We start from the raw sequence: 22,645 nt of genomic DNA, 5'->3' as shown, positions 1-22,645 counted from the left end.
CAATTTCCGGCTAAAATTTTTGCGGTTATAAAAGAACTGACCTGCCTTATTTATAAGGCTTATTTAATTTAACACGCACTACAAAATTCGTCAATGCTTTTTCTATTTCTTTTTTAATTGCCCTCTGCATTTCCCACAACGATACTTGGTCGTGTTAATTCTTCTTTTTCGGATGTATTCGTGTGAACAACGCGTACAAAAATAGATGTGTTTCTGCTTTTCACGTTCAGAAGGTAATGGTTGGCAATGCCTGGGGGAGCCAGTTTTCTTTAAAAGATCCTTAAAATCTTGATCGCGGTGTGCGAATCCTTTCCCTTCAATATGTAAATGATAATGACATAGTTCATGTTTGATAATACCGACAAACTCTTCCTTATCCATCTCCTCTAAATACTTAGGGTTTAGCTCGATCTTTCTATCCGAAGGGATATATCTTCCGCCTGTAGTTCTTAATCGAGAGTTAAGGGATACATGATCTACAAATGGTTTACCAAAAAACTCGAGTGATATGTTGTTTGTCCACTCTTGCAGTTGTCGTTGTTCAATCCACATTTACGGAACACCCCTCGCCCTTTTTGCATAGTCTATTATAAATGGGAATGTCTCCAAATACAAAAGGAGGAGATTCGATTGCCGCGCTGGCTGCGTAAACAAATGTCCAATGCCTTTTTAAATAAAGATAAATACCAAATCAAGATGTTAAATCAATGCTGGTACTTTTATCGCCATCGATACAAATAAAAAACCCGGAAGAATAAGATCTCCCAGGTTAGCTTTGTTATTTTTTCAGCATAGTAAGTGCAATTCGCTGTTTTTGTATATCTACGTTTTCTACCCAAACCGTAACTACATCACCTACGGAAACGATGTCCATAGGGTGTTTTACAAATTTGTTCGATAATTTAGATATGTGAACAAGCCCATCTTGCTTAACTCCTATATCCACAAACACTCCGAAGTCCACTACATTACGGACAGTGCCTTCAAGCTCCATCCCTTGTTCAAGGTCTTCCATCGACAGAACATTTGTCTTTAACAATGGTTTCGGCAAGTCATCCCTCGGGTCTCGCCCTGGTTCAGTCAATGACTTGATTATATCCTTCAGTGTAGGCTCGCCTATTCCTAATTGCTCTGCTGTTGTGGGTAGGTTTACATCATTTAGCTTATCTCTAATTTCTTCATCACCTAAATTCTCAGGTGTACATTCAATTTGCTGAAGCAATGATTGAGCAGCTTTGTAACTTTCAGGGTGAATGGACGTTTTATCTAATGGTTCCTTGCCTTCGAGAACTCTTAAGAAACCTATACTTTGTTCAAAAGTTTTGGCACCTAGGCGCGGAATATCTTTTAGTTCCTTCCTGGTTGCAAACTTTCCAATCTCTTCACGCCTCTTCACAATATTGTTTGCGACACTTTTACTTAGACCTGATACATATTGAAGTAATGATGAAGAGGCCGTATTGACGTTAACCCCTACCTGGTTTACAGCTGTTTCAACAACAAAAGTAAGGGATTGATTTAATTTCTTCTGACTTACATCATGTTGGTATTGGCCTACTCCAATGGATTTAGGGTCAATTTTAACTAATTCGGCCAACGGGTCCTGAACTCTTCTTGCTATGGAAACCGCACTTCTCTCTTCTACCTGTAAATCAGGGAATTCTTCTCTTGCAAGTTTTGATGCAGAGTACACACTTGCTCCTGCTTCATTAACAATCATATATGAAGCCGGTAGTGAATACTTCTGGATCATGTCGGCAATAAATTGCTCTGTTTCTCTTGAGGCTGTACCATTGCCAATCGCAATGAGTTCGATCGAATATTTGTCAAAAATGGCGCGTATTTTCCGCTCCGAACCTTCCACATCACTCTTTGGAGGTGTGGGATATATTACAGCTACCTCAAGTTTCTTCCCAGTCTCATCAATTACAGCAAGCTTACACCCTGTTCGATAAGCAGGGTCTACCCCCAAGACTACCTTCCCTTTAAGGGGAGGCTGAAGTAACAGGCTTCTTAAATTACTGGAAAACACTTCAATCGCTTGCTCTTCAGCAGTTTCTGATAAAGTGTTCCGAATTTCTCTTTCAACCGATGGCTGTATCAATCGCTTATAACTATCCAGAATAGCTTCTTCTAAGATACCGCGTAACGTTTGGGAAGTGGATGGCTTCACAATATTCTTTTTCAACAAATCAATTATAGCTTCCTCTGGAGGGTGAATCGAGACTTTTATAACGTCCTCTTTTTCGCCACGGTTTAGAGCTAGAACACGGTGGGAAACGACTGATCGCACAGGTTCCTGGTATTCGTAATACATTTCAAAAATAGACTTTTCATCTTTTTCTGCATTCTTAACAGATGATTCGATTGTGCCGCTTTGGTGAGTTTGCTTACGAATTCTCTCTCTAAACTCAGGGTCATCTGAAATCCACTCTGCCAAAATATCGTTGACCCCGAGTGTAACCTCTTCTACGGTATGTAACTCATGCTCTTCAGAGAAATAACTTTCGGCTTCCTTTTCATAATCGAAGTCATTTTGCTCCCATACAAGCAGGGCAAGCGGCTCTAATCCTTTTTCCTTCGCAACAGTAGCCCGTGTTCTTCTTTTCTGTTTATAGGGGCGGTATAGATCTTCTACTTTTTGTAACTGCACGGCTTTTTCTATTTCATTTCTTAAATCATCGGTCAGCTTTCCTTGCTCATCGATGAGTCGAATAACTTCCTCTTTCCTCTGTGTTAAGTTCTGAACATAAGCCCATTGATCTTCGATGGTTTTAATTTGCACTTCATCGAGTCCGCCAGTTAACTCTTTTCGATAACGAGCGATAAATGGCACTGTATTCCCTTCATTTAATAACTCAATAACTTGGTTAATGGGTTTCGCAGCCAAACCTGTTTGTTTGGCTACAATGCTTACTATATCTGTTTTCTCCATTAAATCAGTCAAAAATAAGCCTCCTTCAATTACCTTCCTCATTGTATTGTATCAAATTAAACCATTGATTTCCTCTAGACGTAAAAGGACCTCATTCCTGGATCAGAATAAGGCCCTTTATTTATACTCCATTGCAATTAGTGTTGTATCATCATCACGAAATTGACCATAGAGCTCCTTATATTGTTCAATGATGAAATGAATATCATGTGTGTTCGTATTCTTAACAGATAGACGCCGATCAGTCACTCCGTCAGAAAACAACAGAAAGATCATTCCAGACTCAACCTGACCACGTGTTACCTTGAGTCTCTTAGGATAGCCAGCTAAATATCCGGATAACGGAATATTCCTGTTTCGTTTACCATCTTTCGCGAGCGTGATAATCCCTATATTACCTATTGAGGAATAGGAATAGGTTTGTTGTTTAAGGTCAATTCGGAGGATGCCTAACACGACACCTCGTTTCCCAAGTAAAACCTCATTACATTTCTTAATAATATATTCGATCTCCTGATTAGGAAACTCTTCAATTACTTCCATAACAGCCTGAGATGAATCTTTGGCTAATTCTCCACTTCCCAAACCATCTGCCAATGCACAAATAAATGCATCATCAGTTTCCATATGAAAATAGCTATCCCCACAATAGTAGTTCCCCTTTTTTGCCTTTTGATAGACAGAGACAGCTACCTGGTTGTCACTTATGGTCATTAGAACGCCTCAACAGATTCGGCTTGTAATGCCTCTCTCAGCTTTCTCAATGCTCTTCGCTGCAGTCGGGAAACATGCATTTGCGAAATACCGAGTCTTTCTCCTGTATCCTTTTGACTCATATTTTCAAAGTAGGTGCATTGCAATATTTCCTGCTCACGCTCATTCAGGGTCGGTAAGACCTTTTGGAGAAGCATCTTTTGGTCAATCTGGTTATATCCATCTTCCTGATTACCAATCAAATCCAGAATGGTGACTGTGCTGCCGTCTGAATCTGCCTCAATCTTCCGGTCTACAGATAAAGCTTTATAGCTTTTCCCCATCTCCATTGTCTCAAGAACATCTTCTTCAGAGACTTCGAGGTAGTCAGCAATTTCAATAACGGAAGGAGAACGCTGTAAAACACTTGTTAATTCTTCAGCGGCTTTCTTTATTTTCGGGCCAAGCTCCTTAATTCTGCGGGGAACATGAACACTCCAGGTTTTATCCCGAATGAAACGCTTAATTTCACCGATAATGGTTGGAATCGCAAACGACTCAAACGATTTGCCGAACTCAGGATCATACCTGCGAATGGCTGCAAGAAGCCCCAGCATCCCTACTTGAACTAAATCTTCATGGATGGTACTATTCTTAGAATATTTACGAGCAATCGATTCCACTAGGTCTCGATAAGCTAGCACGATCTTTTCCTGAATTTCTTCATCTTGCGGATTTTCTTGTAGAATTGTTATCCAATTATAAACCTCATCATTGTGTTGTCGAGATTTGGTCGCCATCTTGACCCACCTCATTCTCATGAAGGTATTTTGTCATTAGGACAATAACTCCATATTTGCTGTTGATTTCTACTTTATCCATTAAGGCATCAATTAAGAATAGACCAAACCCACCTTCCCGTAACTCACTAATATCGTCACTGTGCTGGTAAGGTCCAATATCTTCTTTAATTTCTCCTAGATCAAAACTGCCTCCATGGTCGGCAACCATGACCTCCAAACGGTTTTCGTAAACTCCAAAGCCAATGGTAATCTCACCTTCGCCTGTTTCCTTGTATGCATGCTTCACGGCATTCGTGATCGCTTCAGAAATAGCTACTTTCAGGTCTTCGATATCTTCATATGAAAATCCCATACGGTTAGCAATACCTGAAGTACTTAAACGAACTACACCAACATATTCAGCCTTGGCAGGGACTTTAACTTCGACAAAATCAAATTGTTCCATTATTACATTCCACCCCGAACTGTATTGTCGATGTCCATAATATCCGTTAAACCTGTAATCTTGAATAAACGATATACACGGTCCTGCATCTGGACAAGCTTCAACTCCGAATTATGTTCCTTCGTTGATTTTAAAGCGCTGATAAATACTCCTAACCCTGTCGAATCCATGTAGTTGACATCTTGAAGATTCACTTCTACCGTCTGGCCTTCTTCTTCCGTCTCAGGCAGTAAGGATTCTTTCAGTTTAGGAGCCGTAAATGCATCTACTTCCCCAACTAAAGTTACATGCGTAACGCGATCTTGCTTTGTTACATCTATGGTCAAATTCATTTTGATCTCCTCCCAGTAATCCTAAAAAACTCATCGAAGAAGGAATACCCTTCCCAAACTTATATTAAACATTTCTTCGCAAAATAACTAATGTGAAATCGTCCCTTAGTTGGAAATCCTGTAATCGCTCAAAATGTTTGTAAACATGTTCTACTGTTTGTTGAGCAGGAAGGTGAGCGTATTCTCTAATCACTTCTAGTATTTCTTCTTGTTCAATGAAACGGTCACCTTGCCGGCATTCCGTCACTCCATCTGTAAGCAGGATGATCATATCCCCAATAGCGATTTCTCTAGTGAACTTATGGTAGGTCGTTTCAGAAGATACGCCTAACACCAGGCCGGAAGGATTGATTTCTTCAAATTCATCTTTCTCCTTGCTGTAGTAATAGCCTGGCTCATGACCTGCAGATGAATAATTGAACGTGTGATTATCGGGATCATACAACCCATAAAACATCGTAATGAACATACTTGAATCAACGTTTCTTTCTACCACACGATTTAGACTTCCCAGAATGACATCCGGATCCATTCGCATTTCTGGAAAACTGTCCATCGAATACTTGATCATCGACATGCATAATGCAGCAGGGACACCCTTCCCGATCACATCAGCAATAGCTATCCCAAGCGTCCCATCAACATCCTCAACAAAATGATGGTAGTCCCCGTTCATTTGTTTAGCAGGGATACTAATGGCACCGATATCTAAATCCTTGCGTTCAGGTTTTACAGTGGACAATAACGTTTTTTGCATATTAGCCGCGACTGAAATCTCTGATTTCAGCTCTAACTGTCTTTCCCTTAACGATTGATATTCCTGGTAAGCCATCCCATAAGAAATCATTGTTTCTAATAAAAAACTTAAAGAAGATTGAATATATTCAGGCATATTAGGGTATAGATCTTGTAACGCTTCAATATGCACATTAATGATCTCTTCAGGTGAGATATTCTGCTGCATAGACTGTTTACTGAATTGCTCGGCTTGATAAAGAGACTGTTCATCTTTCGTTTTAATATACTCTTGCATTAATTCTTTATAATTTTTCAATTCAACCTTCAGAGTATCCATTTCTCAACCTCCTCTAACGGAGCCACTTGACCACCTTAATCTCTGTTCCTTTACCATGCTCAGATTGAATATCAAAGTCATCCATCAGTCTCTTGACCCCAGGCAGACCTGCTCCAAGACCCCCTGATGTGGAAAAACCATCTTCCATCACTTGATTCAATTCTCTTATTCCTGGTCCGTCATCCATTGCAATTATAATTAATCCTTTTTGATTTATCTCTTCGATGGTTTCAAAGCAAACCTTCCCTGTCCCAGCGTATAAATAGATATTTCTTGCTAGTTCGGAGATTGCGGTGGCAATTCGTGCTTGGTCTACTGTACCGAAGCCTACTTTCCCAGCTATATCCCGTCCAAGCTGTCGAGCCCCGACAATGTCCCACTCCTTTTTAATATTGACACAGGATTGGAAGTCCATATCTACTCCTCCAATTCCTGACGAAGTTTGATCAACCCTTGTTCTAAATCTAGAGCAGTCGGGACATCCTTCAAATGAATCCCTAGATCAATCAGTGTCATAGCAACCGCAGGCTGAATACCCGTAAGCACAACCTTCGCACCCATGAGATCTGACATTGTCACCACATCTCCGAGTACTTTTGCGATGAATGAGTCAATAATTTCAACCGATGTTAAATCAATAACAACTCCTGTTGCTCCACTTTCATGGATCTTACTCAATAGATCCTCTTGAAATTGAATGGCTGTCTGATCATCTAAGTCAATTTGTATGGAAATGAGCAAATAATTATGAAGCTTTAAAATTGGAATCCTCATTGTGTTCACTCCTTGTCTAGAGAATCGATTAATTTCTCGATATCCTTATCATTCGTTTGAGCTTCTTCAATGGTACGATTCGTCAGCTCCAGCGCAGTTTGGAATCCTTTACGCAGCGAGCTTTTTGTAGGGAATTTCCCTAAATCGATTCCAAGGTTGACGATAGTTTGAGCAATTTCAGGTCTGATGCCTACTAAAATACAACGAGAACCAATCAAACGTACAGCTTCAGCAGCCTGTATAATATGATGTGCCACCATCGTATCCACGACAGGAACCCCTGTAATATCAATGAGCACAACTTCTGCATTGTGTTTAATGACTCCATCTAAAAGGTTTTCCATAATGAACTTAGCTCGTTCCGTATCTATGGTGCCAATCAGAGGCATTATCGTAATATTATCCATCACCGGAATCAATGGTGCAGATAGTTCTTGCAAAGCAACACGCTGCAAGGAAACAATGTTTTCCCAGCTCCCAGAGAATTCATTCACCAAACGATTGATTACCGGATCAACCCAATCATCAACTTCTCGTAACACTTTAGAAAAGTAATTCGAGTCGATTTGATCCGATTGGCTTAAAATGTACTCTGTAAGCACCCTGCGGAAGACCTGCATTCCATCAGTCAAATAACTAAGCGGCCATCCTAAATTAATCAACCGTTCTGAGAAGTCATCCATGTCAGAGGATAACCCTTGTCTCTCAATACTGGAAAAGATCACATTAACGAACTCTCGGTTCGTATTTTCAAACAGCTCGTCCGATATCGTTGCTGTATAATCGTCTTTTTTATGGTTATTAACTTCTTCTAACCACATTTGTATAATGTCGTTACTATGTTCTAAAACAATACTTTTTAGCTTTTCATCCATCGTTAGACCCCCGACTATATTCTACATTTTTATTCAATGCTTCGACACGTCACAACTACCTGTGAATAATTTTATCAGACATCTTGAAGATAATACACTAATTAAGTCTATTTTAACCTTGGACCAAAGATACGCCAACCATATTTATTAGTATTCTAACATTCAAGAAAAAAAGAGCATAAAAAAATAAAGCTGTCTGATTTTAGACAGCTTTATTTTAAAAATCAATAAGTCCAAGGCTGATTTGCAAGGATTCGTTTACCTGTTGCATCATCGGCCCATCTAGATGTGTGATTTTATCGGTCAAACGTTGTTTATCAATCGTTCTGATTTGTTCCAGCAGAATAACGGAATTGCGTTCGAAACCATATTTCTCAGCATCAATTTCAACATGTGTAGGAAGTTTAGCTTTTTGAATCTGCGCGGTAATCGCCGCGATAATAACTGTAGGGCTGAAACGATTCCCAATATCATTTTGCAAGATGAGAACAGGGCGCACCCCGCCTTGTTCTGATCCTACAACCGGGGACAAATCAGCGAAATAAACGTCTCCTCGTTTGACTATCACAGGCTTCACACCCCGCTCACTAGTTGCTCCAGGGTGTGATCTGCCTCCTCTTCGGCCTGAAACGCTTCTGAAGCGATAGTTAAATTAATTTTAGCCATTTCCATATATCCACGGCGCATGGACTCCCTAATATGGCGCTGCTTTTCTTCCCTCAAATACATTTTTGTTGCTTTACACATGAAATCGCTCCGATCACTGTTTTCGAGTTGAACATGACCATCTAATTCACTTAGTAGGCTATCTGGAATACGAATGACAATCTCCTGCATACTGTCGGACAAAACCATACACCTCCACCATCTTCTCTCAATAGAAACCAGTCAAATAAGTCCAATTTAATCTTATCATTCGAAGGTGTCTATTGCAAAGGAGTCTTGGATTTTTTTCGTGAAAAATGTTGCATGGTGATTGAATGTAAGGAGTATTGTCTTACGTGTACTTCATCAAACCTTTGTAAGAGTGTTGTCTACTTCTACCATATGCCCATTTTTCAAATACATGCGCGGTACACGGTAACTTATCATACAGGGAATCTCATAGTTAATGGTCTCCAAATATTCGGCCAGTTCATCTGTATGAATGTCTTCATTATTCTGCTTGCCAATTAATGTAACCTTAGTTCCTATAGAATATTCTCGATCTAGCTTAATCATAAACTGATCCATGCATATTCTTCCGACGATAGGGTGGCGTTTTCCATCTACTAACACCTCAAACCCTTGCAGTTTGCGAATCCACCCATCTGCGTAACCCATAGGAACTGTCCCAATCCATTCCTCATTTTCAGACTGATAGGTGGCCCCATAACTGATGGCTTCATTTGGTTGTACCTTTTTCACATGAATCAACCGGGAGTTCAGTGTAAATGCAGGCTTAAGATCGATCGGCTGCTCACCTTTCACAACAGGAGAGGGATAAAGTCCATACATGCTGATACCAAAACGGACATGGTGATGCATATCTTCTGGAAACCGCATGCTCGCTGCACTATTCCCTGTATGAATTTCAACTGGTTGTGGCCAGACCTTCTTTAAATGATCGTACAGGGTATCAAAACGAGCTATTTGTTCATTGTAATAATCCAGCTTCTCTTCATCTGCTGTGGCAAAGTGAGTAAATATAGCTTCTAATTCAATCCATGGGTTATCCTTAATACCAGAAAGAATTGCATCCAGCTCTTCTGTGTTGCGTATTCCTACTCGCCCCATGCCTGTATCCCACTTCATATGAAGTTTAAGTGTTTTTTTGTTTTTGAAGGCATTTTGTTGTAATTGATCCAGCCACTCTTTCTGAAACACAGGAACAGCAATGTCATGGTCGGCGGCAACAGGTGCATCTTCAGGCCTTATCCAGCCCATAACTAAGATCGGGACAGTAATCCCTGCTCGTCTAAGCTTGATCGCTTCATCCAGAAGTGAGACAGCCAGCCGCTCCGCTCCAGCTTCGAGAGCTTGCTTTGCTACTTGTATATCCCCGTGACCATATGCATTGGCTTTCACAACAGCATAGATTCCCGTATGTGGGGAAAGTCGTTTATACATTTGTTCTACATTATATTTTATAGCTGACAGGTCAATTTCTGCCCACGTATCTCTATAAAATGATTCGAATGACAAGGCCAAATCTCCTCTCCAATTCAATATCTTTCTATTATTGAACGTGAAGAACAGGCTGTCAACAATGGATAAACGACCACTAAGAAGAAATAGTAAGTGAGGTTCAAGCAATAGAAACAACTGTATCTAGTAAAAATAAAAGCAGACCGTTAAGCCTGCTTGCAAGAAAGTTATTTGGTTGAATGATTATTGATGGAACTTGCAACTGAAACCATTTCCTCCCGAGTCAGGTCCTCACTTGCCAGGTTAAAGGTTGTACCTGATTCAGTCCATTGCATTCGTTGCTTCGACATTGCTGCGACTGTACCTCCAGCAAGCGCAGGGTCTGCATTAACTGTGACGGCCTGACCGGCACTCGTCGGCTGTACTTCTGCTGACTCCTGGATGAGGGTAAAGCTCTTATCTCCCTGGTAAGTCATAATCACTCGCGTACCTTCATCTGTCTGTACCTCTCGTTTATCTACCAGCTCAGCTCCGTGAGTGACATTTGGATAAAGTACTTCATTAGCACTGTTTCCCTCTTCTTCCATATTTGAGACAGGAACTTCCGCAGAAGCCATTGCCATGTTTTGGTCTACATCGAAGTCTTCCTTCTTAAGACCTTCTGCCTTTTTGAAATTATCAAACTGCACCTCTACTAATGCCTGTGCATCTTGATTAAATACTTTTACCATAACAGGCTTAAATGTTTTCTTATCAAAATAAATCTCCTGCATCGGAAGAGTTTGATTATTTTGATAGTTTGTCTTTGTTTTAAATACATAGTGGTTCTCTGTCACGCTGAACTCTGCGTCTGTATCCTTTTTAATGTCTTTCACTAAAGAAGCATACAGATATGGTTGACTGGTGTTATCCGGCCAATCGCTCTGAAACTTAAAACTTTTATTCAAAGCAGGTGTTAAGACATAAACCCCGCTCTTGTTTTTAAGGATGACTTGGTTTCCTTTTTCATCTTCTTGATTGTGAAGTTTCACCTTATAGAAGTTATCTTCTTTATGCCAAATTTGAATTTGGTACTTTTGTTCTTCTTTGCCGGTTCGCATGGTCATCGTTACATCCGTTTTATAACCAGGCATTTCTTCAGCTTGTTGCGACAGTTTCTCAACGACGTCTTCTTTAGATTTCTCACCACAGGCACTCATGACGACCATTACTGCCACTAAGACGAACAAAAGGATCGGAAAACGTTTCGGCATGCACTCAACTCCTTTGTCTCTTCTGAAGGACAAAGGGAACGTTTTATTTGTGGATCAAGAAGAGAATGTACGAAAGGTCTGGGATAAACCTTCTATTAAATCGGTAGCAAGTAAGTCTACCATGGAATGTTTCGATTCTGTTAACGTTTCAGCTGTCAGCCCATGCATCATACACCCGATATTTAATCCATCCATAATTGATTTGGACTGAAGCATCATAGCAAGTAAAATTCCTGACAACACATCACCGCTTCCCCCTTTTGCCAACCCAGCGTTCCCCGTTAAATCTACAGACTGACTACCGTCCGGGGCAGTAATAATGGTGGCAGGTCCTTTGAGAACAGTATAAACCCCATAAGTTTCTGAGAACTTACGGCTATAGTAAAAAGGTGCATTGACAATTGAAGAAATCGGTTGATCAACTAAATGTGCGAACTCTCCCGGGTGCGGGGTGAGAACGGTAGGGTTTGTCCTCTCCTTCACTAGGTGAAGGATATCTTTCAAATGATAAAGACCATCTGCATCGATCAACAGTGGTGATTCGACTGCAGTTACAAGATCTTCAACTAGTTTGCGAGATTTCAAACTGCGCCCCATCCCCATACCTAAGGCCAATCCATCATAGTTAGACACATCTGTGTCAATTTGCCCGTTAACCATACCCGACTCTTCCTGCAACAGGAGAAATGTTGCCTCCTGTACGTAGGGTGCGATGTTATCAATAGCGCTCCTAGGAGCGGCTATTGTCAAAAGACCAATTCCACTTCTAAGTGCGGCCCTCGCTGACATCGCAATCGAACCAGGCATATTAGCTGCTCCCCCAACGATCAGCCCTTTTCCATGGCTGCCTTTATGGGAATTTGCATTTCGCTTCGGGAATGTTCGTTTAGCATCTTCGCGCTGCCATACTTTTCGATCTGGTGGAGGAAGCTTTTTCACCGGCAAACCGATTTCTACAACACTCCATTCACCATAATACACCCGAGTATTCTCTACTAGAGCACTCATCTTCAGGGCTGCTATGATACACGTATAATCCGCCTGATAAGCTTCGTCAATATCAATGCCTTCGTCAGCTGGAACTCCGGCCGGAAGATCCACCGCTATTCGGAATGCCTTCTGCTCATTGGCAAGCAATACAACTTGTCGAATCAGACCGCGTAACTGCCCTTTCATACCAATTCCGAGCATTGCGTCAATAATGACATCAGCACTTCCTAGAGATTCCCTTATTTCAGTTATCTCCTCTAAATGATGTAAAGGATACCCTGAATTCTCAAAAAGCTTTTTATGGAAGTGTGCATCCCCTTCCACCTTGGAATCAGGAACCACCTGCCAGGCTTCTACGGAGTATCCATGGTTTAATAATGTTCGGGCGATTACGAACCCGTCCCCCCCGTTATTTCCACCACCAATCAGAATGACAACATTTTGATGCCTTGAGAGTTTTTTTTCTAAATCAAAACAAACAGCACGGCCCGCATTCTCCATTAATAGTTTACCTTCTAATCCAGTGGACTCTATTGCCACATGGTCCCATTCGTACATCTCCTGCGCGGTCACAACATCCATTTCGTTCCCTCCTACCCGCATTACATGTTATGAGACAACCTATGTAATTATGTCATTTGCTCTATCTTCCAGCACAATTTGCGCTACAGCTTGTCTCTTACTATGCGATATGGCTATCCATATGATGAAGTGTTCATAGCCCTTCACATTCATGACTGGAGCTCCATCTTTATTTGTATCCACTTCAATATCCTGAAAGCTGAGCTTTCCGAGACCCGTTCCCACAGCCTTAGAGAATGCTTCCTTCGCCGCAAAACGTCCCGCCAAAAATTCAACTCCTCGGTGTTTGGTTAACTGATCATACCGCTTTTGTTCATTCTTGGTTAATATCCTTTGAACAAAGCGAGTATTTCGCTTTATAATTTGTTTAATACGATCAATTTCAACAATATCAATGCCAATCCCCTTAATCATTTTCATCTTCCTTTATACTTTGCCGTCTGATGGGTGGACTATAATTTAGTATACCCGATATTTTCTTTTGTTAAAAAGAATACTAGCCTATGTCATTGCTTATATTGGAAATGAGATACTCTTCTAAAGGAGACCAATAACATGTTTGTTAGAACAGAAAGTTTTAAAGAATTTCTAAGATTTTATCCAATTGTATCAGGGCTTGTTGCCATTAACCTTTTATTATGGCTGTTAATTTATGTTTTCCAGTTTTCATTTGCGCTTGACTTGCTGCGTGCCGGGGTGGGGAACAATTATCTTGTCTCCCAGGGAGAATATTGGCGGCTCGTAACTCCAATACTTCTGCATGGTGGATTTGCCCATGCCCTATTCAATTCTTTTTCACTCGTCTTATTCGGACCAGCCCTCGAACAGATGTTGGGCAGAGTGAAGTTCATCAGTGTTTATCTTCTTGCCGGGATAGCTGGAAATATTGGAACTTATATTGTTGCACCAAATGCTTTTTACCAGCATCTCGGAGCTTCAGGTGCTATATTTGGCATTTTTGGCATCTATGTATTTATGGTCTTATTTCGCAAACATTTAATTGGTTCAGCCAATTCACAAATCATTATGGTGATTTTTATCCTTGGATTATTCATGACCTTTACACGGCCGAACATTAACGTCATAGCCCACGTCTTCGGTCTAATCGGCGGCTTTGCCCTGGCTCCTCCTTTTCTAAGAAAAGCGAAACCTTTTTCCATTTGGGTCAACCGGGCGAAACACGAAAGCAATAGTCATGGCAGCACAGGATTTAACCCAAATCGTTGGAATCGGCGAAGTGTAAGAGGAAGGGGATACGGAAAAAACATACTTTGGGGAGTTATTATCTTTCTTGTCCTGCTGGCCCTTGCCAATAATATTTTATAAACACCTTGCTATTGGGGAAAAGGTTTTTATCAAATGAAAACCTTAACTAAACAGAAACTATAATTTGGTGCATATAACCCGCTACGAAAATATACTTATCTTTCCGCGGCCCCACAGGATGTGGGGTCGTTCGGGTGTTGGCACAGGACGTGCCGGTTTTAACCTAACTTCCTTATTTTTACAGCCTTCTTGTGCTGGCGCACTTCGGGGTCTCACCTAGGCCTTCCCTCCCGCAGGAGTCTGCGTATATTTTCTCCACTTAAACAGCACATTGTTCCCTCTTTAGTATGTCCAACTTCCAATCCCTTCTGTGAAAAAAATCATTTTCCAAAGTACAACTCGCATTATAGGACAATAGCCTCTATAAGTATCCGATGCATAAAAAAAGCTGTCAGCCCTTGAAGGGTTGACAGCATGGTAGTTTATTTAGCGTTCGAGTTACGTCCTTTATTTTGGAAACCGCGATTTCCTTTTCCTTTAAAATTACGGGAATTATTACTATGCTTTTTAAAATTACGTTTGCCATCTTTACGGTAAGGTTTCTTACCGCCTCTTCCTTTTCCGCCGCCTCCGCGTGACCCTTTTACACTAATGGGCTGGACTGAGGACAAACGAACCGGCACTTCACTGCGCTCTTTTGTAAGCATTTTTAAAGCTGCTGCAACAAGGTCAGAAGCATCATGCTGCTCAAGCAATTCACTTGCTGATTGTCTATACTTATCAAGATTTTTATTTCCAACAGCATCAGTCAGTTTTTCTACAGCTACTTGCTGTTGCCCTCGACGTGCTTCATCAGAGGAAGGCACACTCATACGCTCAACCTTCTTCTTCGTAAGCTTCTCAATTAAGTTGAGCTGTGCTTTTTCACGTGACGTTACAAAAGAAACAGACTCCCCTTTACGTCCGGCGCGGCCAGTACGGCCAATACGGTGGACATAGCTTTCAGGATCCTGAGGAATGTCAAAATTGTAAACATGTGATACTTCAGAAATATCGAGTCCGCGTGCTGCAACATCTGTTGCTACAAGGATCTCGATCCGGCCTTTTTTGAATTTATTCAATACGGACATGCGTTTGCCCTGAGTGAGATCACCGTGAATACCTTCAGCACGGAACCCACGCGCTTGTAAACCATCTGAAACTTCATCTACACGTCGTTTTGTACGTCCAAACACAATCGCTAGAGCTGGTGCATGAATATCCAGAAGGCGTGTTAACGTGTCAAATTTGTGCTTTTCCGGGATTTCCACGTAATATTGATCGATATTTTCAACGGTCATTTCTTTTGATTTCACTTTAACTTCTTCAGGTTTCTTCATGAGCGTTGTGGCGATATTACGGATTTCCTTAGGCATAGTCGCTGAGAAAAGTAACGTCTGACGGTGCTCAGGAAGAGCCTTAAGGATATCACGGATATCATCAATGAAACCCATATTCAGCATTTCGTCTGCTTCGTCTAAAACAGCTGTATGAACGTTCTCAAGTTTAATCGTTTTACGACGGATATGGTCGAGTAAACGACCTGGAGTTGCCACAACGATTTGGTTGTCTCGAAGTGCACGAATTTGGCGTTCCATATTCGAACCACCATAAATCGGAAGTGTGCGTATCCCTTTATATTTACCAAGCCGATTCACTTCTTCAGCTACTTGAATGGCTAATTCACGAGTCGGCGCGATCACCAGTCCCTGAACAGACTTGATGTCTTTGTTAATTTTCTCGATCATCGGTATTCCGAATGCAGCTGTTTTACCTGTTCCCGTTTGCGCTTGGCCGATGACATCTTTCCCCTGTAACCCAAGAGGAATGGTTTGCTCTTGAATTGGTGTTGTTTCTTCAAACCCCATGTTGTTTAAAGCCTTCAACACCGGATTGGATAATCCTAATGAATTGAATGTTGTCACTATACTTTCATACTCCTTTATTAAAAAAATCTTCTACCTTACCAGTGATTAAAACATGTAAAAAAAGCCTCCTGCCAATGCTATACGGGAGAGGCTTTGAAGCACCTGCCTGATAGATTCATCCATCATAACACACATAACAGTATATATTCTACACATTTTTATTATGCTTTTCAAACGTATCAATGATAAAATAATGTAAAGCGTTTAAAAAACTAAAAGAAGCTTGGTAACCCATATATACTTTATTGTCTGCGTAAATGCTAGTGATCATAACAGAAGGAGGGTTAGGTTTGGATAAGCCTCCCTTTCATCCATATTTCATGTTAGCAATCGGTGTACTATCTATTTCAACTTCGGCTATATTGGTGAAACTAGCTAGTGATGCTCCAGCTTCCATGATCGCTTTCTATCGGTTGGCGCTTGCTGTATTTATTATGCTTCCCTTCGTTATGTGGAAACACACTCATGAGTTCAAAGAAATTTCTTCAAAAGAATGGGTGTTAGCTGCCTTTGCAGGTGTCTTCCTGGCTTCCCACTTTATCTTATGGTTTGAGTCCCTAAATTATACGTCAGTCGCAAGCTCCGTAATCCTCGTATCTATGCAGCCCCTCTTCGCATTTCTTGGAACATTTCTGTTTTTTAAAGAGCGTTTCACTTTAGGGGCTTTACTAAGCATGGTCATTGCTGTGACAGGCAGTGTTATTATTAGTTCGGGGGATTTCCGAATCAATGGAATGGCGCTGTTCGGAGATATTCTCGCCCTCCTTGGAGCAGTAATGGTGACGGCCTATTTCCTAATAGGGCAAAATTTACGAAGACAGCTTTCTCTGCTGTTTTATACCTTTATTGTATACGGGGTCGCTACCCTTAGTTTATTGATTTATAACCTGGCACTGAATTACTCCTTTACCGGTTATTCCAGCGATCAATGGCTGATATTTTTAACTCTGGCCATCGTTCCGACTTTTCTTGGGCATACGCTATTTAATTGGTCATTAAAATGGATGAGCACATCTACCATCTCCATGGGCATACTTTTAGAGCCTGTCGGTGCCTCCATCCTCGCTTTCATAGTGCTTGGCGAGCTAATTACCTGGTACCAATGGCTTGGGGGGTCGATCGTTCTGTTCGGGCTAGTGCTCTTTATTATTAGCACCAAAAAATTGGGAAAACCCAAAATTACACATTTGTCCAATAACCCCTAATAAGTATTGCAAAATACTGGAGTAAGGCGGAAACTTACTATATGAAAGCAGGTGAAAAGAATGTCAATTCAACTTATTATTGATGGAGGGGCCGATTTACCTCAAGCTATGGTTGAACATCATAACTTAAAAATAGTCCCGCTAAACCTTCATTTTGATGAAGAACACTATAAAACGGGATTGACGATAGATTTACCAATATTTTACAAAAAGCTAAAAGAAGCCACTACGCTTCCTGCTACCTCTTCTCCTAGTCCTAATGATTTTTACGACAAGTATAAAGAAGTAGACATGGATACACCTATTATTGTTCTAGCGCTCACACAGGGTTTAAGCAGTACTTACGAGAGTGCCGTCATCGGAAAAAAGATGCTGCTTGAAGAAGAGCCTGACCGTTCTATAGCTATACTTAATACGAAAACAGCTTCCTGTGGAATCGCCCTTCTGGTCCATGAAGCCTCTACGAAGGCAGCAAGCGGCATTAAGTTTGAGGAGCTCGTCACTCATATGGAGAAGAAAATCGAGCAGACCACGACTCTCTTCATCTTAAAAACGCTTGAAAATGTAATCAAGGGCGGACGTCTTGATAAAGTTAAGGGGGCCATTGCAAAAACCCTTAACATTAAACTTCTTATGAAAGCTACTGAAGAAGGCACAATTGAAGTGGCCGAAAAGGTACGGGGGAACAAGAAATCACTCCGCCGCTTCATCGAACAAATCGGGGAATATTCCCACCAATTTGAAGACAAAGTGATTGCAATTTCTCATAGTAATGATGAAGAGCGCGGCAAATCAGTTCTTAAAAGTATCAGAGACCGTTATAACTTTAAAGACTCCATTTTTACAGAAATGGGACCAATTATTTCGACCCATGCAGGAGAAGGCGGAATCGTCATAGCATTTTTTAAAGATTAGGAAAGTCAGAGGACCGTCTCCTCTGACTTTATTTTTTCCAGAATATTATGTAGAAGGGAACGCGCCAGAGCAAAGCAGCGCGCATCATTTCATCCCTTTTACGAAAGACCCTATTCCTTTAACAATTGGGGAAACTTGCTGAATGGTTTGCATGACCTGACCTGTTGTAGACATCATCTTATCAAAATCCAGCTGTCCCTCTTCATCTTGAAAATAGGAAACAACACTGCCCTTGGTGGCTGCTGCAGGTTCACCTTCATTATATCCCTGATGTCCGTAACCATATGTGTAAGGATAGTTGTAGGTGTACATCCCCTGATTCCACATGGGATTAGGTGGCGAGGCGAAATTACCGTAAGGGTTGTAATGATTATAGTAGAGAGGGGGTGTATTTGCACGGCTATCTAATTGGCAATAAGGGTAATAAGAATTATAAGGATACGTGTACACAATTAGTTCCACCTTTTCATTCATTTACTACAGCCTATGTTGCTAAGGTGAAAAAGTGTAAAAAAAAGCAAGTGAAAATGAATCGCTTGAAGTTATGATGATATATTTGTTGATTTTTGAAAGTGCTCATCGTAAGGGATACCGAGTGTTCGTCTCAACTTGCGTTCCTGATAACCCAAAATCTTCATACTGTTAATAAAGGTAGCAGGAGTAGCATAGATACGTTGCGCTTGTAAATCTTTAAAATGCGTCTTGTCGCTAGAAATGTTTCGTTCTTCAAATGCTACATCCCATTCTCTCAATTTTGATATAACCTTTTCACATTGCACACAATCATTACTGGTGTAAACTACAACCTCGTGATCAATCATAAACACCCCTCCTAATCTCTTTTTTCTAGTTCTTTTGTAATGTTTATACTATAAATACCCAGTTCACCGACAATTAAACTTTCACATTAAAAAAATACACACAAGGGGCGGTCCCCCTTGCATGCTTGATTAATTTGTTAAAGTTTCTTGAATGCGCTGTTCCCCACTGACTAAGTCAAAACTCTCATTTAATGCTTTAGGCTCAGACAGTAAAAAAGAAAGTGTTTCGGCTACATCCTCACGAGGAATTTCTTCAAAGCCGTTCACATGGTTTTGAAGTTTAACTTTACCTGTGCCTGCATCGTTCGTTAGTATACCTGGGCGAACAATCGTATAATTCAAGCCCGACTGTTTCAAGTGTTCATCAGCCCTATGTTTGGCGTACATGTAATGCCTGATCGTATCTGGGGTAGGTTCTGGTCGATCGGCAGCTATAGAACTTAACATCACGAATTTCTTAATGCCGAAATACTTGGAACGGTCAACGGCTTTGATAGCCCCCTCCTGGTCAATCAGAATCGTCTTATCAGCGCCCGTATGCGGACCAGATCCAGCTGCGAAAATAACCGCTTCTATATTGTAAAATGCAGATTCAAAGTCTTTTTCCAGATCGCCAAGAACTGGTTTAAGCCCCTTCTCCTCAAACTGTGGGATTTGATCAGTGTCCCTGACCATGGGTACTGGTTCATGCCCATAATCTCGTAACTTATCAACAATATGTTTTCCTACTTTACCATTTGCCCCTATTACTAAAACACGCACGAGTACTCCTCCTTCAATATATGGCTATTCGATAATCTACCCTGGTGCTAACAGGTTTAAACGATTATTTAATAACCGAAAGGCAAAAGTTTATCAAAGAAGAAGTTCGCCTCAGTCCACAAGCCAGCCAAAGAAGGTTCGCCATAGAACGTCACGTCCTATGGCCAGAGGGGCTAATTTAACCAAGTTTCATACAGCAGGTCTATATGTTCAGTCAAAACATCTTTCTTTTCCTGCAATGTCATCAATTCATCCACATCCGTTTTCCGTTTCATCACCTCATCTATATCATTCAGATCCTGTTCAAGCTTTATAATCTTCTCTTCTACAGTTGTATCTTTTTTCGTTGATTTGGAAGTCTCCATCTTAGATGATGATGATGCCCTTTTAACAGGTTTGTCTGTTAATTTATTCCACTTTTCCTTCGTTTCATTATAGGATCCTAAATATCGATAGAGCATTCCCCCGACGAGATAAGCTGTTTCCTTAAAGCATCTGTTTAAAAAATAACGATCATGTGAAACGCCAACAACTGTCCCTTCAAAATGCTCAAGGGCTTCTTCTAAGACTTCTTGTGATTCAACATCCAGATGGTTGGTTGGCTCATCAAGCACTAACAAATTAACTCCTTCATGCATAAAGATGGCCAGCTTGAGACGCATCCGTTCCCCGCCGCTTAAATTAGCGATTTTCTGAAATACATCATACCCATAAAACATAAACGCTGCCAGCAAATGTCTCGCCTGTCCTTCTGTTACCCTAATATGCTCTCTGAAATAATCGATCATTCGCTGTTGCTCATTAACCCCATCTAATGGATTTTGAGGCAAGTACCCAATTTGAATAGAACTTCCCTGCTTTATAGTACCTGCATCCGGCACTTCCTGCTGAAGCAGCAGTTTAAGAAGAGTTGATTTACCACTTCCATTTGCTCCTACAATTGCAAGCCGCTCTTTATAGCGAAGATTTAAATTGATTTCATCCAAGATCAGACGTCCTTGATACCCTTTTGTAACCTCTTCAGCCGTTAGAACGTCATTACCGCTGCGGCCTTCCGCTTGAAGCGTTAAGCCCATTTTCTTAGGGTCGATAATCGGACGGTTGATTTTTTCCATTTTTTCTAAGGCTCGCTCCATACTCTTAGCTTTTTTAAACAACTTAGGGTTGGGAGGATTAGCTTCGTTAGCCCATTGTCTCAGCCGTCTAATGGCTTCCTTCATTTTCTTTATTTTCTTCTGCTGTTCTTGATACTGATGGAATTCTGCCAGCAATTGCTCCTCTTTCTGATGTTCAAAAGAAGAGTAATTTCCTTTATAATGCTGGGCCTCACCAGACTCGAGATCGACAATGTTTGAAACAGTATGATCCAGGAATGAACGGTCATGGGAAATAATACAGACAGCGCCCTTATACTGAATCAAGTATTGTTCGAGCCATTCGATCGCTACAATATCCAGATGGTTAGTCGGTTCATCCAGCAACAAGACATCAGGCTTTTCTAATAAAATTTTGGCAAGTGAAAGCTTAGTTTTCTCCCCTCCGCTCAAATCATCATAAGGTAAATCAAGCAGCTCTTCGATATGAAGGCCATTAGCTACCTGGCTAATCATAGCTTCCATTTCATAGCCGCCTCGTTCTGTAAACTGATCCTGGACTTCTCCATAATGTTGAAGTGCCTTTTCCATTTTATCTGGATCCAGCATTTCTCTTTCAAGACGCTGCATATCAATTAATAAATGGTGAAGCTCTGAAAAAGCAGTTTCTAAATATTCTTTAGCCGTACCTTTAAACCGATCTGGAATTTGCTTTAAATAACCGATTGACAAGCCTTTTTTAATAAAGAGGTCTCCCCCATCAAGTGTCTCTTCCTTTGTAATTAATCGAAACAGCGTGGACTTGCCGCTCCCATTTCTACCTACTAAACCTATCTTCTGTCCTTCATTTATTTCAAAGGTAAGTGATTCAAACAACACTTTGCCGCCTATAATTTTGTACACATCTTTCACTATAATCATTTCCGTTTCCTCCTAAAGACAAAAAAAGCCAGAGGCCTCGGCACCTCTGACTTTCTTTCATTAAAATAGATTCAGGTATGAGACGTTATCTTTCCCCATTATTTAACTGTAAAATTGGACATACGAATCCCTTGTACAGTTAAATCATGAAAAAGCGCACGGTTAATATAGAGCAATTCGCGATCTATTACGTGCTTTGATAACATCATCATTCCCTCCTTTGTCTTCAGTCATAGAACCATTATAGCTTATTTTTTGAAATAGTTCTACTATTTTTGCTGGTCCGCATACTTCCCTAATTTTTTCAGTAAGTCTATGGCTTGCAGTTTCTCATCTTCAGACAAGCCCCCGGTGATCATCTCAATTTGTTTCCAGTGATCAGGAAATATTCCATGAAGTAATTCTTTCCCTTTACTCGTTATAGCCGCGTACGTAATACGCCGGTCATTAGGACATGGAACACGCTTTAAATATTCTTTCTTCTCCAGTTTATCTACAACATAAGTTATACTTCCGCTTGCTAATAGAATTTTTTCCCCAATTTTCTGTAATGGCTGATCGCCTTCATGATATAAAAGTTCTAACACGCCAAATTCTGTTGTGTTCAAACCATAGCTTTGAATATCATCTTTCACTAAATCAGCAATTGCACGCTGAGCCTTTGCCAGAACAACAAACAGCTTCAAAGAAGGGTCTTGTTTCTTTTTGCGATATAGTTCTTGTTCATCCATAATAATCCTCGCCCTCTCATCTGTCCTCTACTTAAAGACAGTATATAGATAACAAAATTACACTGTCAAACAAAGGTAC

Annotated in this window: 27 protein-coding genes; 4 read left to right on the top strand and 23 right to left on the bottom strand. The window is 40.8% G+C overall.

Going from position 1 to position 22,645, the window contains the following annotated elements:
- Positions 1-102 precede the first annotated feature (102 nt).
- A complete protein-coding gene (locus G6R08_RS12900; protein ID WP_163528486.1) occupies positions 103-552 on the bottom strand; it encodes a SprT family protein in 450 nt (149 codons plus the stop codon).
- A 78-nt stretch (positions 553-630) separates the two neighbouring features.
- Here G6R08_RS12900 and cmpA point away from each other — a divergent pair, with 78 nt between their 5' ends.
- Entirely contained in the window at positions 631-741 is a 111-nt protein-coding gene (cmpA, locus tag G6R08_RS12895) for a cortex morphogenetic protein CmpA (protein WP_139377036.1), read from the top strand.
- A 37-nt stretch (positions 742-778) separates the two neighbouring features.
- On the opposite strand, the gene G6R08_RS12890 is transcribed toward cmpA, so the two are convergent.
- The 15 genes from G6R08_RS12890 to acpS form a co-directional block, all read right to left on the bottom strand.
- Complete coding sequence (locus G6R08_RS12890) at positions 779-2,935, bottom strand: Tex family protein (protein WP_163531303.1); 2,157 nt, start codon at positions 2,933-2,935, stop codon at positions 779-781.
- 117 nt (positions 2,936-3,052) lie between these two features.
- Complete coding sequence (locus G6R08_RS12885; RefSeq protein ID WP_163528484.1) at positions 3,053-3,649, bottom strand: SpoIIE family protein phosphatase; 597 nt, start codon at positions 3,647-3,649, stop codon at positions 3,053-3,055.
- The gene (gene sigB / locus G6R08_RS12880) at positions 3,649-4,428 is read right to left on the bottom strand and encodes an RNA polymerase sigma factor SigB (protein WP_163528481.1); all 780 of its coding nucleotides are present in this window, start codon (positions 4,426-4,428) and stop codon (positions 3,649-3,651) included. The genes G6R08_RS12885 and sigB overlap by 1 nt, the downstream gene beginning before the upstream one ends.
- Complete coding sequence (gene rsbW / locus G6R08_RS12875; protein ID WP_079525643.1) at positions 4,400-4,876, bottom strand: anti-sigma B factor RsbW; 477 nt, start codon at positions 4,874-4,876, stop codon at positions 4,400-4,402. The genes sigB and rsbW overlap by 29 nt, the downstream gene beginning before the upstream one ends.
- Before the next feature lie 2 nt (positions 4,877-4,878).
- Positions 4,879-5,208, bottom strand: coding sequence for an STAS domain-containing protein (locus G6R08_RS12870; RefSeq protein WP_163528479.1), 330 nt, complete (start codon positions 5,206-5,208; stop codon positions 4,879-4,881).
- Between the two features lie 64 nt (positions 5,209-5,272).
- A complete protein-coding gene (locus G6R08_RS12865) occupies positions 5,273-6,283 on the bottom strand; it encodes a PP2C family protein-serine/threonine phosphatase (RefSeq protein ID WP_163528477.1) in 1,011 nt (336 codons plus the stop codon).
- Positions 6,284-6,296: 13 nt separating this feature from the next.
- Positions 6,297-6,698, bottom strand: a complete 402-nt coding sequence (locus tag G6R08_RS12860) for an anti-sigma regulatory factor (protein ID WP_163528475.1) — start codon at positions 6,696-6,698, stop codon at positions 6,297-6,299.
- 2 nt (positions 6,699-6,700) lie between these two features.
- Positions 6,701-7,057 (bottom strand): STAS domain-containing protein, encoded by a 357-nt coding sequence (locus G6R08_RS12855; RefSeq protein ID WP_163528473.1) that lies wholly within the window; start codon positions 7,055-7,057, stop codon positions 6,701-6,703.
- A 5-nt stretch (positions 7,058-7,062) separates the two neighbouring features.
- Positions 7,063-7,932, bottom strand: coding sequence for an RsbT co-antagonist protein RsbRA (locus G6R08_RS12850; protein WP_163528471.1), 870 nt, complete (start codon positions 7,930-7,932; stop codon positions 7,063-7,065).
- Between the two features lie 217 nt (positions 7,933-8,149).
- On the bottom strand, positions 8,150-8,500 hold the full coding sequence (locus G6R08_RS12845; RefSeq protein ID WP_079526733.1) for a type II toxin-antitoxin system PemK/MazF family toxin: 351 nt from the start codon (positions 8,498-8,500) through the stop codon (positions 8,150-8,152).
- Between the two features lie 5 nt (positions 8,501-8,505).
- Positions 8,506-8,787, bottom strand: coding sequence for a CopG family ribbon-helix-helix protein (locus tag G6R08_RS12840; RefSeq protein ID WP_079525632.1), 282 nt, complete (start codon positions 8,785-8,787; stop codon positions 8,506-8,508).
- 156 nt (positions 8,788-8,943) lie between these two features.
- Positions 8,944-10,116, bottom strand: a complete 1,173-nt coding sequence (gene alr, locus G6R08_RS12835; RefSeq protein WP_163528469.1) for an alanine racemase — start codon at positions 10,114-10,116, stop codon at positions 8,944-8,946.
- A 170-nt stretch (positions 10,117-10,286) separates the two neighbouring features.
- Positions 10,287-11,312, bottom strand: a complete 1,026-nt coding sequence (locus tag G6R08_RS12830) for a LolA family protein (protein ID WP_163528467.1) — start codon at positions 11,310-11,312, stop codon at positions 10,287-10,289.
- Between the two features lie 54 nt (positions 11,313-11,366).
- A complete protein-coding gene (locus G6R08_RS12825) occupies positions 11,367-12,884 on the bottom strand; it encodes an NAD(P)H-hydrate dehydratase (protein ID WP_163528465.1) in 1,518 nt (505 codons plus the stop codon).
- Positions 12,885-12,923: 39 nt separating this feature from the next.
- Positions 12,924-13,298 (bottom strand): holo-ACP synthase, encoded by a 375-nt coding sequence (acpS, locus tag G6R08_RS12820; protein WP_163528463.1) that lies wholly within the window; start codon positions 13,296-13,298, stop codon positions 12,924-12,926.
- A 141-nt stretch (positions 13,299-13,439) separates the two neighbouring features.
- Between acpS and G6R08_RS12815 the strand changes: the two genes are divergently transcribed.
- Positions 13,440-14,210: a rhomboid family intramembrane serine protease gene (locus G6R08_RS12815; RefSeq protein WP_163528461.1), complete on the top strand. Its 771-nt coding sequence runs from the start codon at positions 13,440-13,442 to the stop codon at positions 14,208-14,210.
- Between the two features lie 422 nt (positions 14,211-14,632).
- Here the strand turns inward: G6R08_RS12815 and cshA are convergent, their stop codons facing one another.
- On the bottom strand, positions 14,633-16,114 hold the full coding sequence (gene cshA / locus G6R08_RS12810) for a degradosome RNA helicase CshA (RefSeq protein ID WP_163528459.1): 1,482 nt from the start codon (positions 16,112-16,114) through the stop codon (positions 14,633-14,635).
- Between the two features lie 293 nt (positions 16,115-16,407).
- Here cshA and G6R08_RS12805 point away from each other — a divergent pair, with 293 nt between their 5' ends.
- The gene (locus G6R08_RS12805) at positions 16,408-17,322 is read left to right on the top strand and encodes a DMT family transporter (RefSeq protein WP_163528457.1); all 915 of its coding nucleotides are present in this window, start codon (positions 16,408-16,410) and stop codon (positions 17,320-17,322) included.
- Between the two features lie 60 nt (positions 17,323-17,382).
- Positions 17,383-18,237, top strand: coding sequence for a DegV family protein (locus tag G6R08_RS12800; RefSeq protein ID WP_163528455.1), 855 nt, complete (start codon positions 17,383-17,385; stop codon positions 18,235-18,237).
- A gap of 84 nt (positions 18,238-18,321) precedes the next feature.
- Here G6R08_RS12800 and G6R08_RS12795 read toward each other — a convergent pair whose 3' ends face one another.
- From G6R08_RS12795 to G6R08_RS12775, 6 genes are all read right to left on the bottom strand, one after another.
- Positions 18,322-18,711 (bottom strand): YppG family protein, encoded by a 390-nt coding sequence (locus tag G6R08_RS12795; RefSeq protein ID WP_163528453.1) that lies wholly within the window; start codon positions 18,709-18,711, stop codon positions 18,322-18,324.
- Between the two features lie 68 nt (positions 18,712-18,779).
- Positions 18,780-19,058, bottom strand: a complete 279-nt coding sequence (locus G6R08_RS12790; RefSeq protein ID WP_163528451.1) for a glutaredoxin family protein — start codon at positions 19,056-19,058, stop codon at positions 18,780-18,782.
- Positions 19,059-19,187: 129 nt separating this feature from the next.
- Positions 19,188-19,820: an SDR family oxidoreductase gene (locus G6R08_RS12785; protein WP_163528449.1), complete on the bottom strand. Its 633-nt coding sequence runs from the start codon at positions 19,818-19,820 to the stop codon at positions 19,188-19,190.
- Between the two features lie 173 nt (positions 19,821-19,993).
- Positions 19,994-21,835 carry a ribosomal protection-like ABC-F family protein gene (abc-f, locus tag G6R08_RS12780; RefSeq protein WP_163528447.1) on the bottom strand — a complete coding sequence of 614 codons (1,842 nt, stop codon included), beginning with the start codon at positions 21,833-21,835 and terminating at the stop codon, positions 19,994-19,996.
- A gap of 98 nt (positions 21,836-21,933) precedes the next feature.
- Positions 21,934-22,041, bottom strand: a complete 108-nt coding sequence (locus G6R08_RS22370; RefSeq protein WP_281252717.1) for an RAxF-45 family protein — start codon at positions 22,039-22,041, stop codon at positions 21,934-21,936.
- Positions 22,042-22,104: 63 nt separating this feature from the next.
- Positions 22,105-22,566 carry a MarR family winged helix-turn-helix transcriptional regulator gene (locus G6R08_RS12775; protein WP_163528446.1) on the bottom strand — a complete coding sequence of 154 codons (462 nt, stop codon included), beginning with the start codon at positions 22,564-22,566 and terminating at the stop codon, positions 22,105-22,107.
- Positions 22,567-22,645 lie beyond the last annotated feature (79 nt).

It is taken from the genome of Halobacillus ihumii (genome assembly GCF_902726645.1).
GTDB classification, from domain to species: Bacteria; Bacillota; Bacilli; order Bacillales; family Halobacillaceae; genus Halobacillus_A; species Halobacillus_A ihumii.
The sequence above is the reverse complement of the archived record's forward strand: the minus strand, read 5'-3'. Positions and strand labels throughout refer to the sequence as shown.

What these genes read in the sequence shown, in the direction of transcription:
- G6R08_RS12900 (WP_163528486.1), bottom strand. Translation starts at nt 552, where the DNA reads ATGTGGATTGAACAACGACAACTGCAAGAGTGGACAAACAACATATCA.
- G6R08_RS12890 (WP_163531303.1), bottom strand. Translation starts at nt 2,935, where the DNA reads ATGGAGAAAACAGATATAGTAAGCATTGTAGCCAAACAAACAGGTTTG.
- G6R08_RS12885 (WP_163528484.1), bottom strand. Translation starts at nt 3,649, where the DNA reads ATGACCATAAGTGACAACCAGGTAGCTGTCTCTGTCTATCAAAAGGCA.
- sigB (WP_163528481.1), bottom strand. Translation starts at nt 4,428, where the DNA reads ATGGCGACCAAATCTCGACAACACAATGATGAGGTTTATAATTGGATA.
- rsbW (WP_079525643.1), bottom strand. Translation starts at nt 4,876, where the DNA reads ATGGAACAATTTGATTTTGTCGAAGTTAAAGTCCCTGCCAAGGCTGAA.
- G6R08_RS12870 (WP_163528479.1), bottom strand. Translation starts at nt 5,208, where the DNA reads ATGAATTTGACCATAGATGTAACAAAGCAAGATCGCGTTACGCATGTA.
- G6R08_RS12865 (WP_163528477.1), bottom strand. Translation starts at nt 6,283, where the DNA reads ATGGATACTCTGAAGGTTGAATTGAAAAATTATAAAGAATTAATGCAA.
- G6R08_RS12860 (WP_163528475.1), bottom strand. Translation starts at nt 6,698, where the DNA reads ATGGACTTCCAATCCTGTGTCAATATTAAAAAGGAGTGGGACATTGTC.
- G6R08_RS12855 (WP_163528473.1), bottom strand. Translation starts at nt 7,057, where the DNA reads ATGAGGATTCCAATTTTAAAGCTTCATAATTATTTGCTCATTTCCATA.
- G6R08_RS12850 (WP_163528471.1), bottom strand. Translation starts at nt 7,932, where the DNA reads ATGGATGAAAAGCTAAAAAGTATTGTTTTAGAACATAGTAACGACATT.
- G6R08_RS12840 (WP_079525632.1), bottom strand. Translation starts at nt 8,787, where the DNA reads ATGGTTTTGTCCGACAGTATGCAGGAGATTGTCATTCGTATTCCAGAT.
- G6R08_RS12830 (WP_163528467.1), bottom strand. Translation starts at nt 11,312, where the DNA reads ATGCCGAAACGTTTTCCGATCCTTTTGTTCGTCTTAGTGGCAGTAATG.
- G6R08_RS12825 (WP_163528465.1), bottom strand. Translation starts at nt 12,884, where the DNA reads ATGGATGTTGTGACCGCGCAGGAGATGTACGAATGGGACCATGTGGCA.
- acpS (WP_163528463.1), bottom strand. Translation starts at nt 13,298, where the DNA reads ATGATTAAGGGGATTGGCATTGATATTGTTGAAATTGATCGTATTAAA.
- G6R08_RS12815 (WP_163528461.1), top strand. Translation starts at nt 13,440, where the DNA reads ATGTTTGTTAGAACAGAAAGTTTTAAAGAATTTCTAAGATTTTATCCA.
- G6R08_RS12800 (WP_163528455.1), top strand. Translation starts at nt 17,383, where the DNA reads ATGTCAATTCAACTTATTATTGATGGAGGGGCCGATTTACCTCAAGCT.
- G6R08_RS12795 (WP_163528453.1), bottom strand. Translation starts at nt 18,711, where the DNA reads ATGAATGAAAAGGTGGAACTAATTGTGTACACGTATCCTTATAATTCT.
- G6R08_RS12790 (WP_163528451.1), bottom strand. Translation starts at nt 19,058, where the DNA reads ATGATTGATCACGAGGTTGTAGTTTACACCAGTAATGATTGTGTGCAA.
- abc-f (WP_163528447.1), bottom strand. Translation starts at nt 21,835, where the DNA reads ATGATTATAGTGAAAGATGTGTACAAAATTATAGGCGGCAAAGTGTTG.
- G6R08_RS22370 (WP_281252717.1), bottom strand. Translation starts at nt 22,041, where the DNA reads ATGTTATCAAAGCACGTAATAGATCGCGAATTGCTCTATATTAACCGT.
- G6R08_RS12775 (WP_163528446.1), bottom strand. Translation starts at nt 22,566, where the DNA reads ATGGATGAACAAGAACTATATCGCAAAAAGAAACAAGACCCTTCTTTG.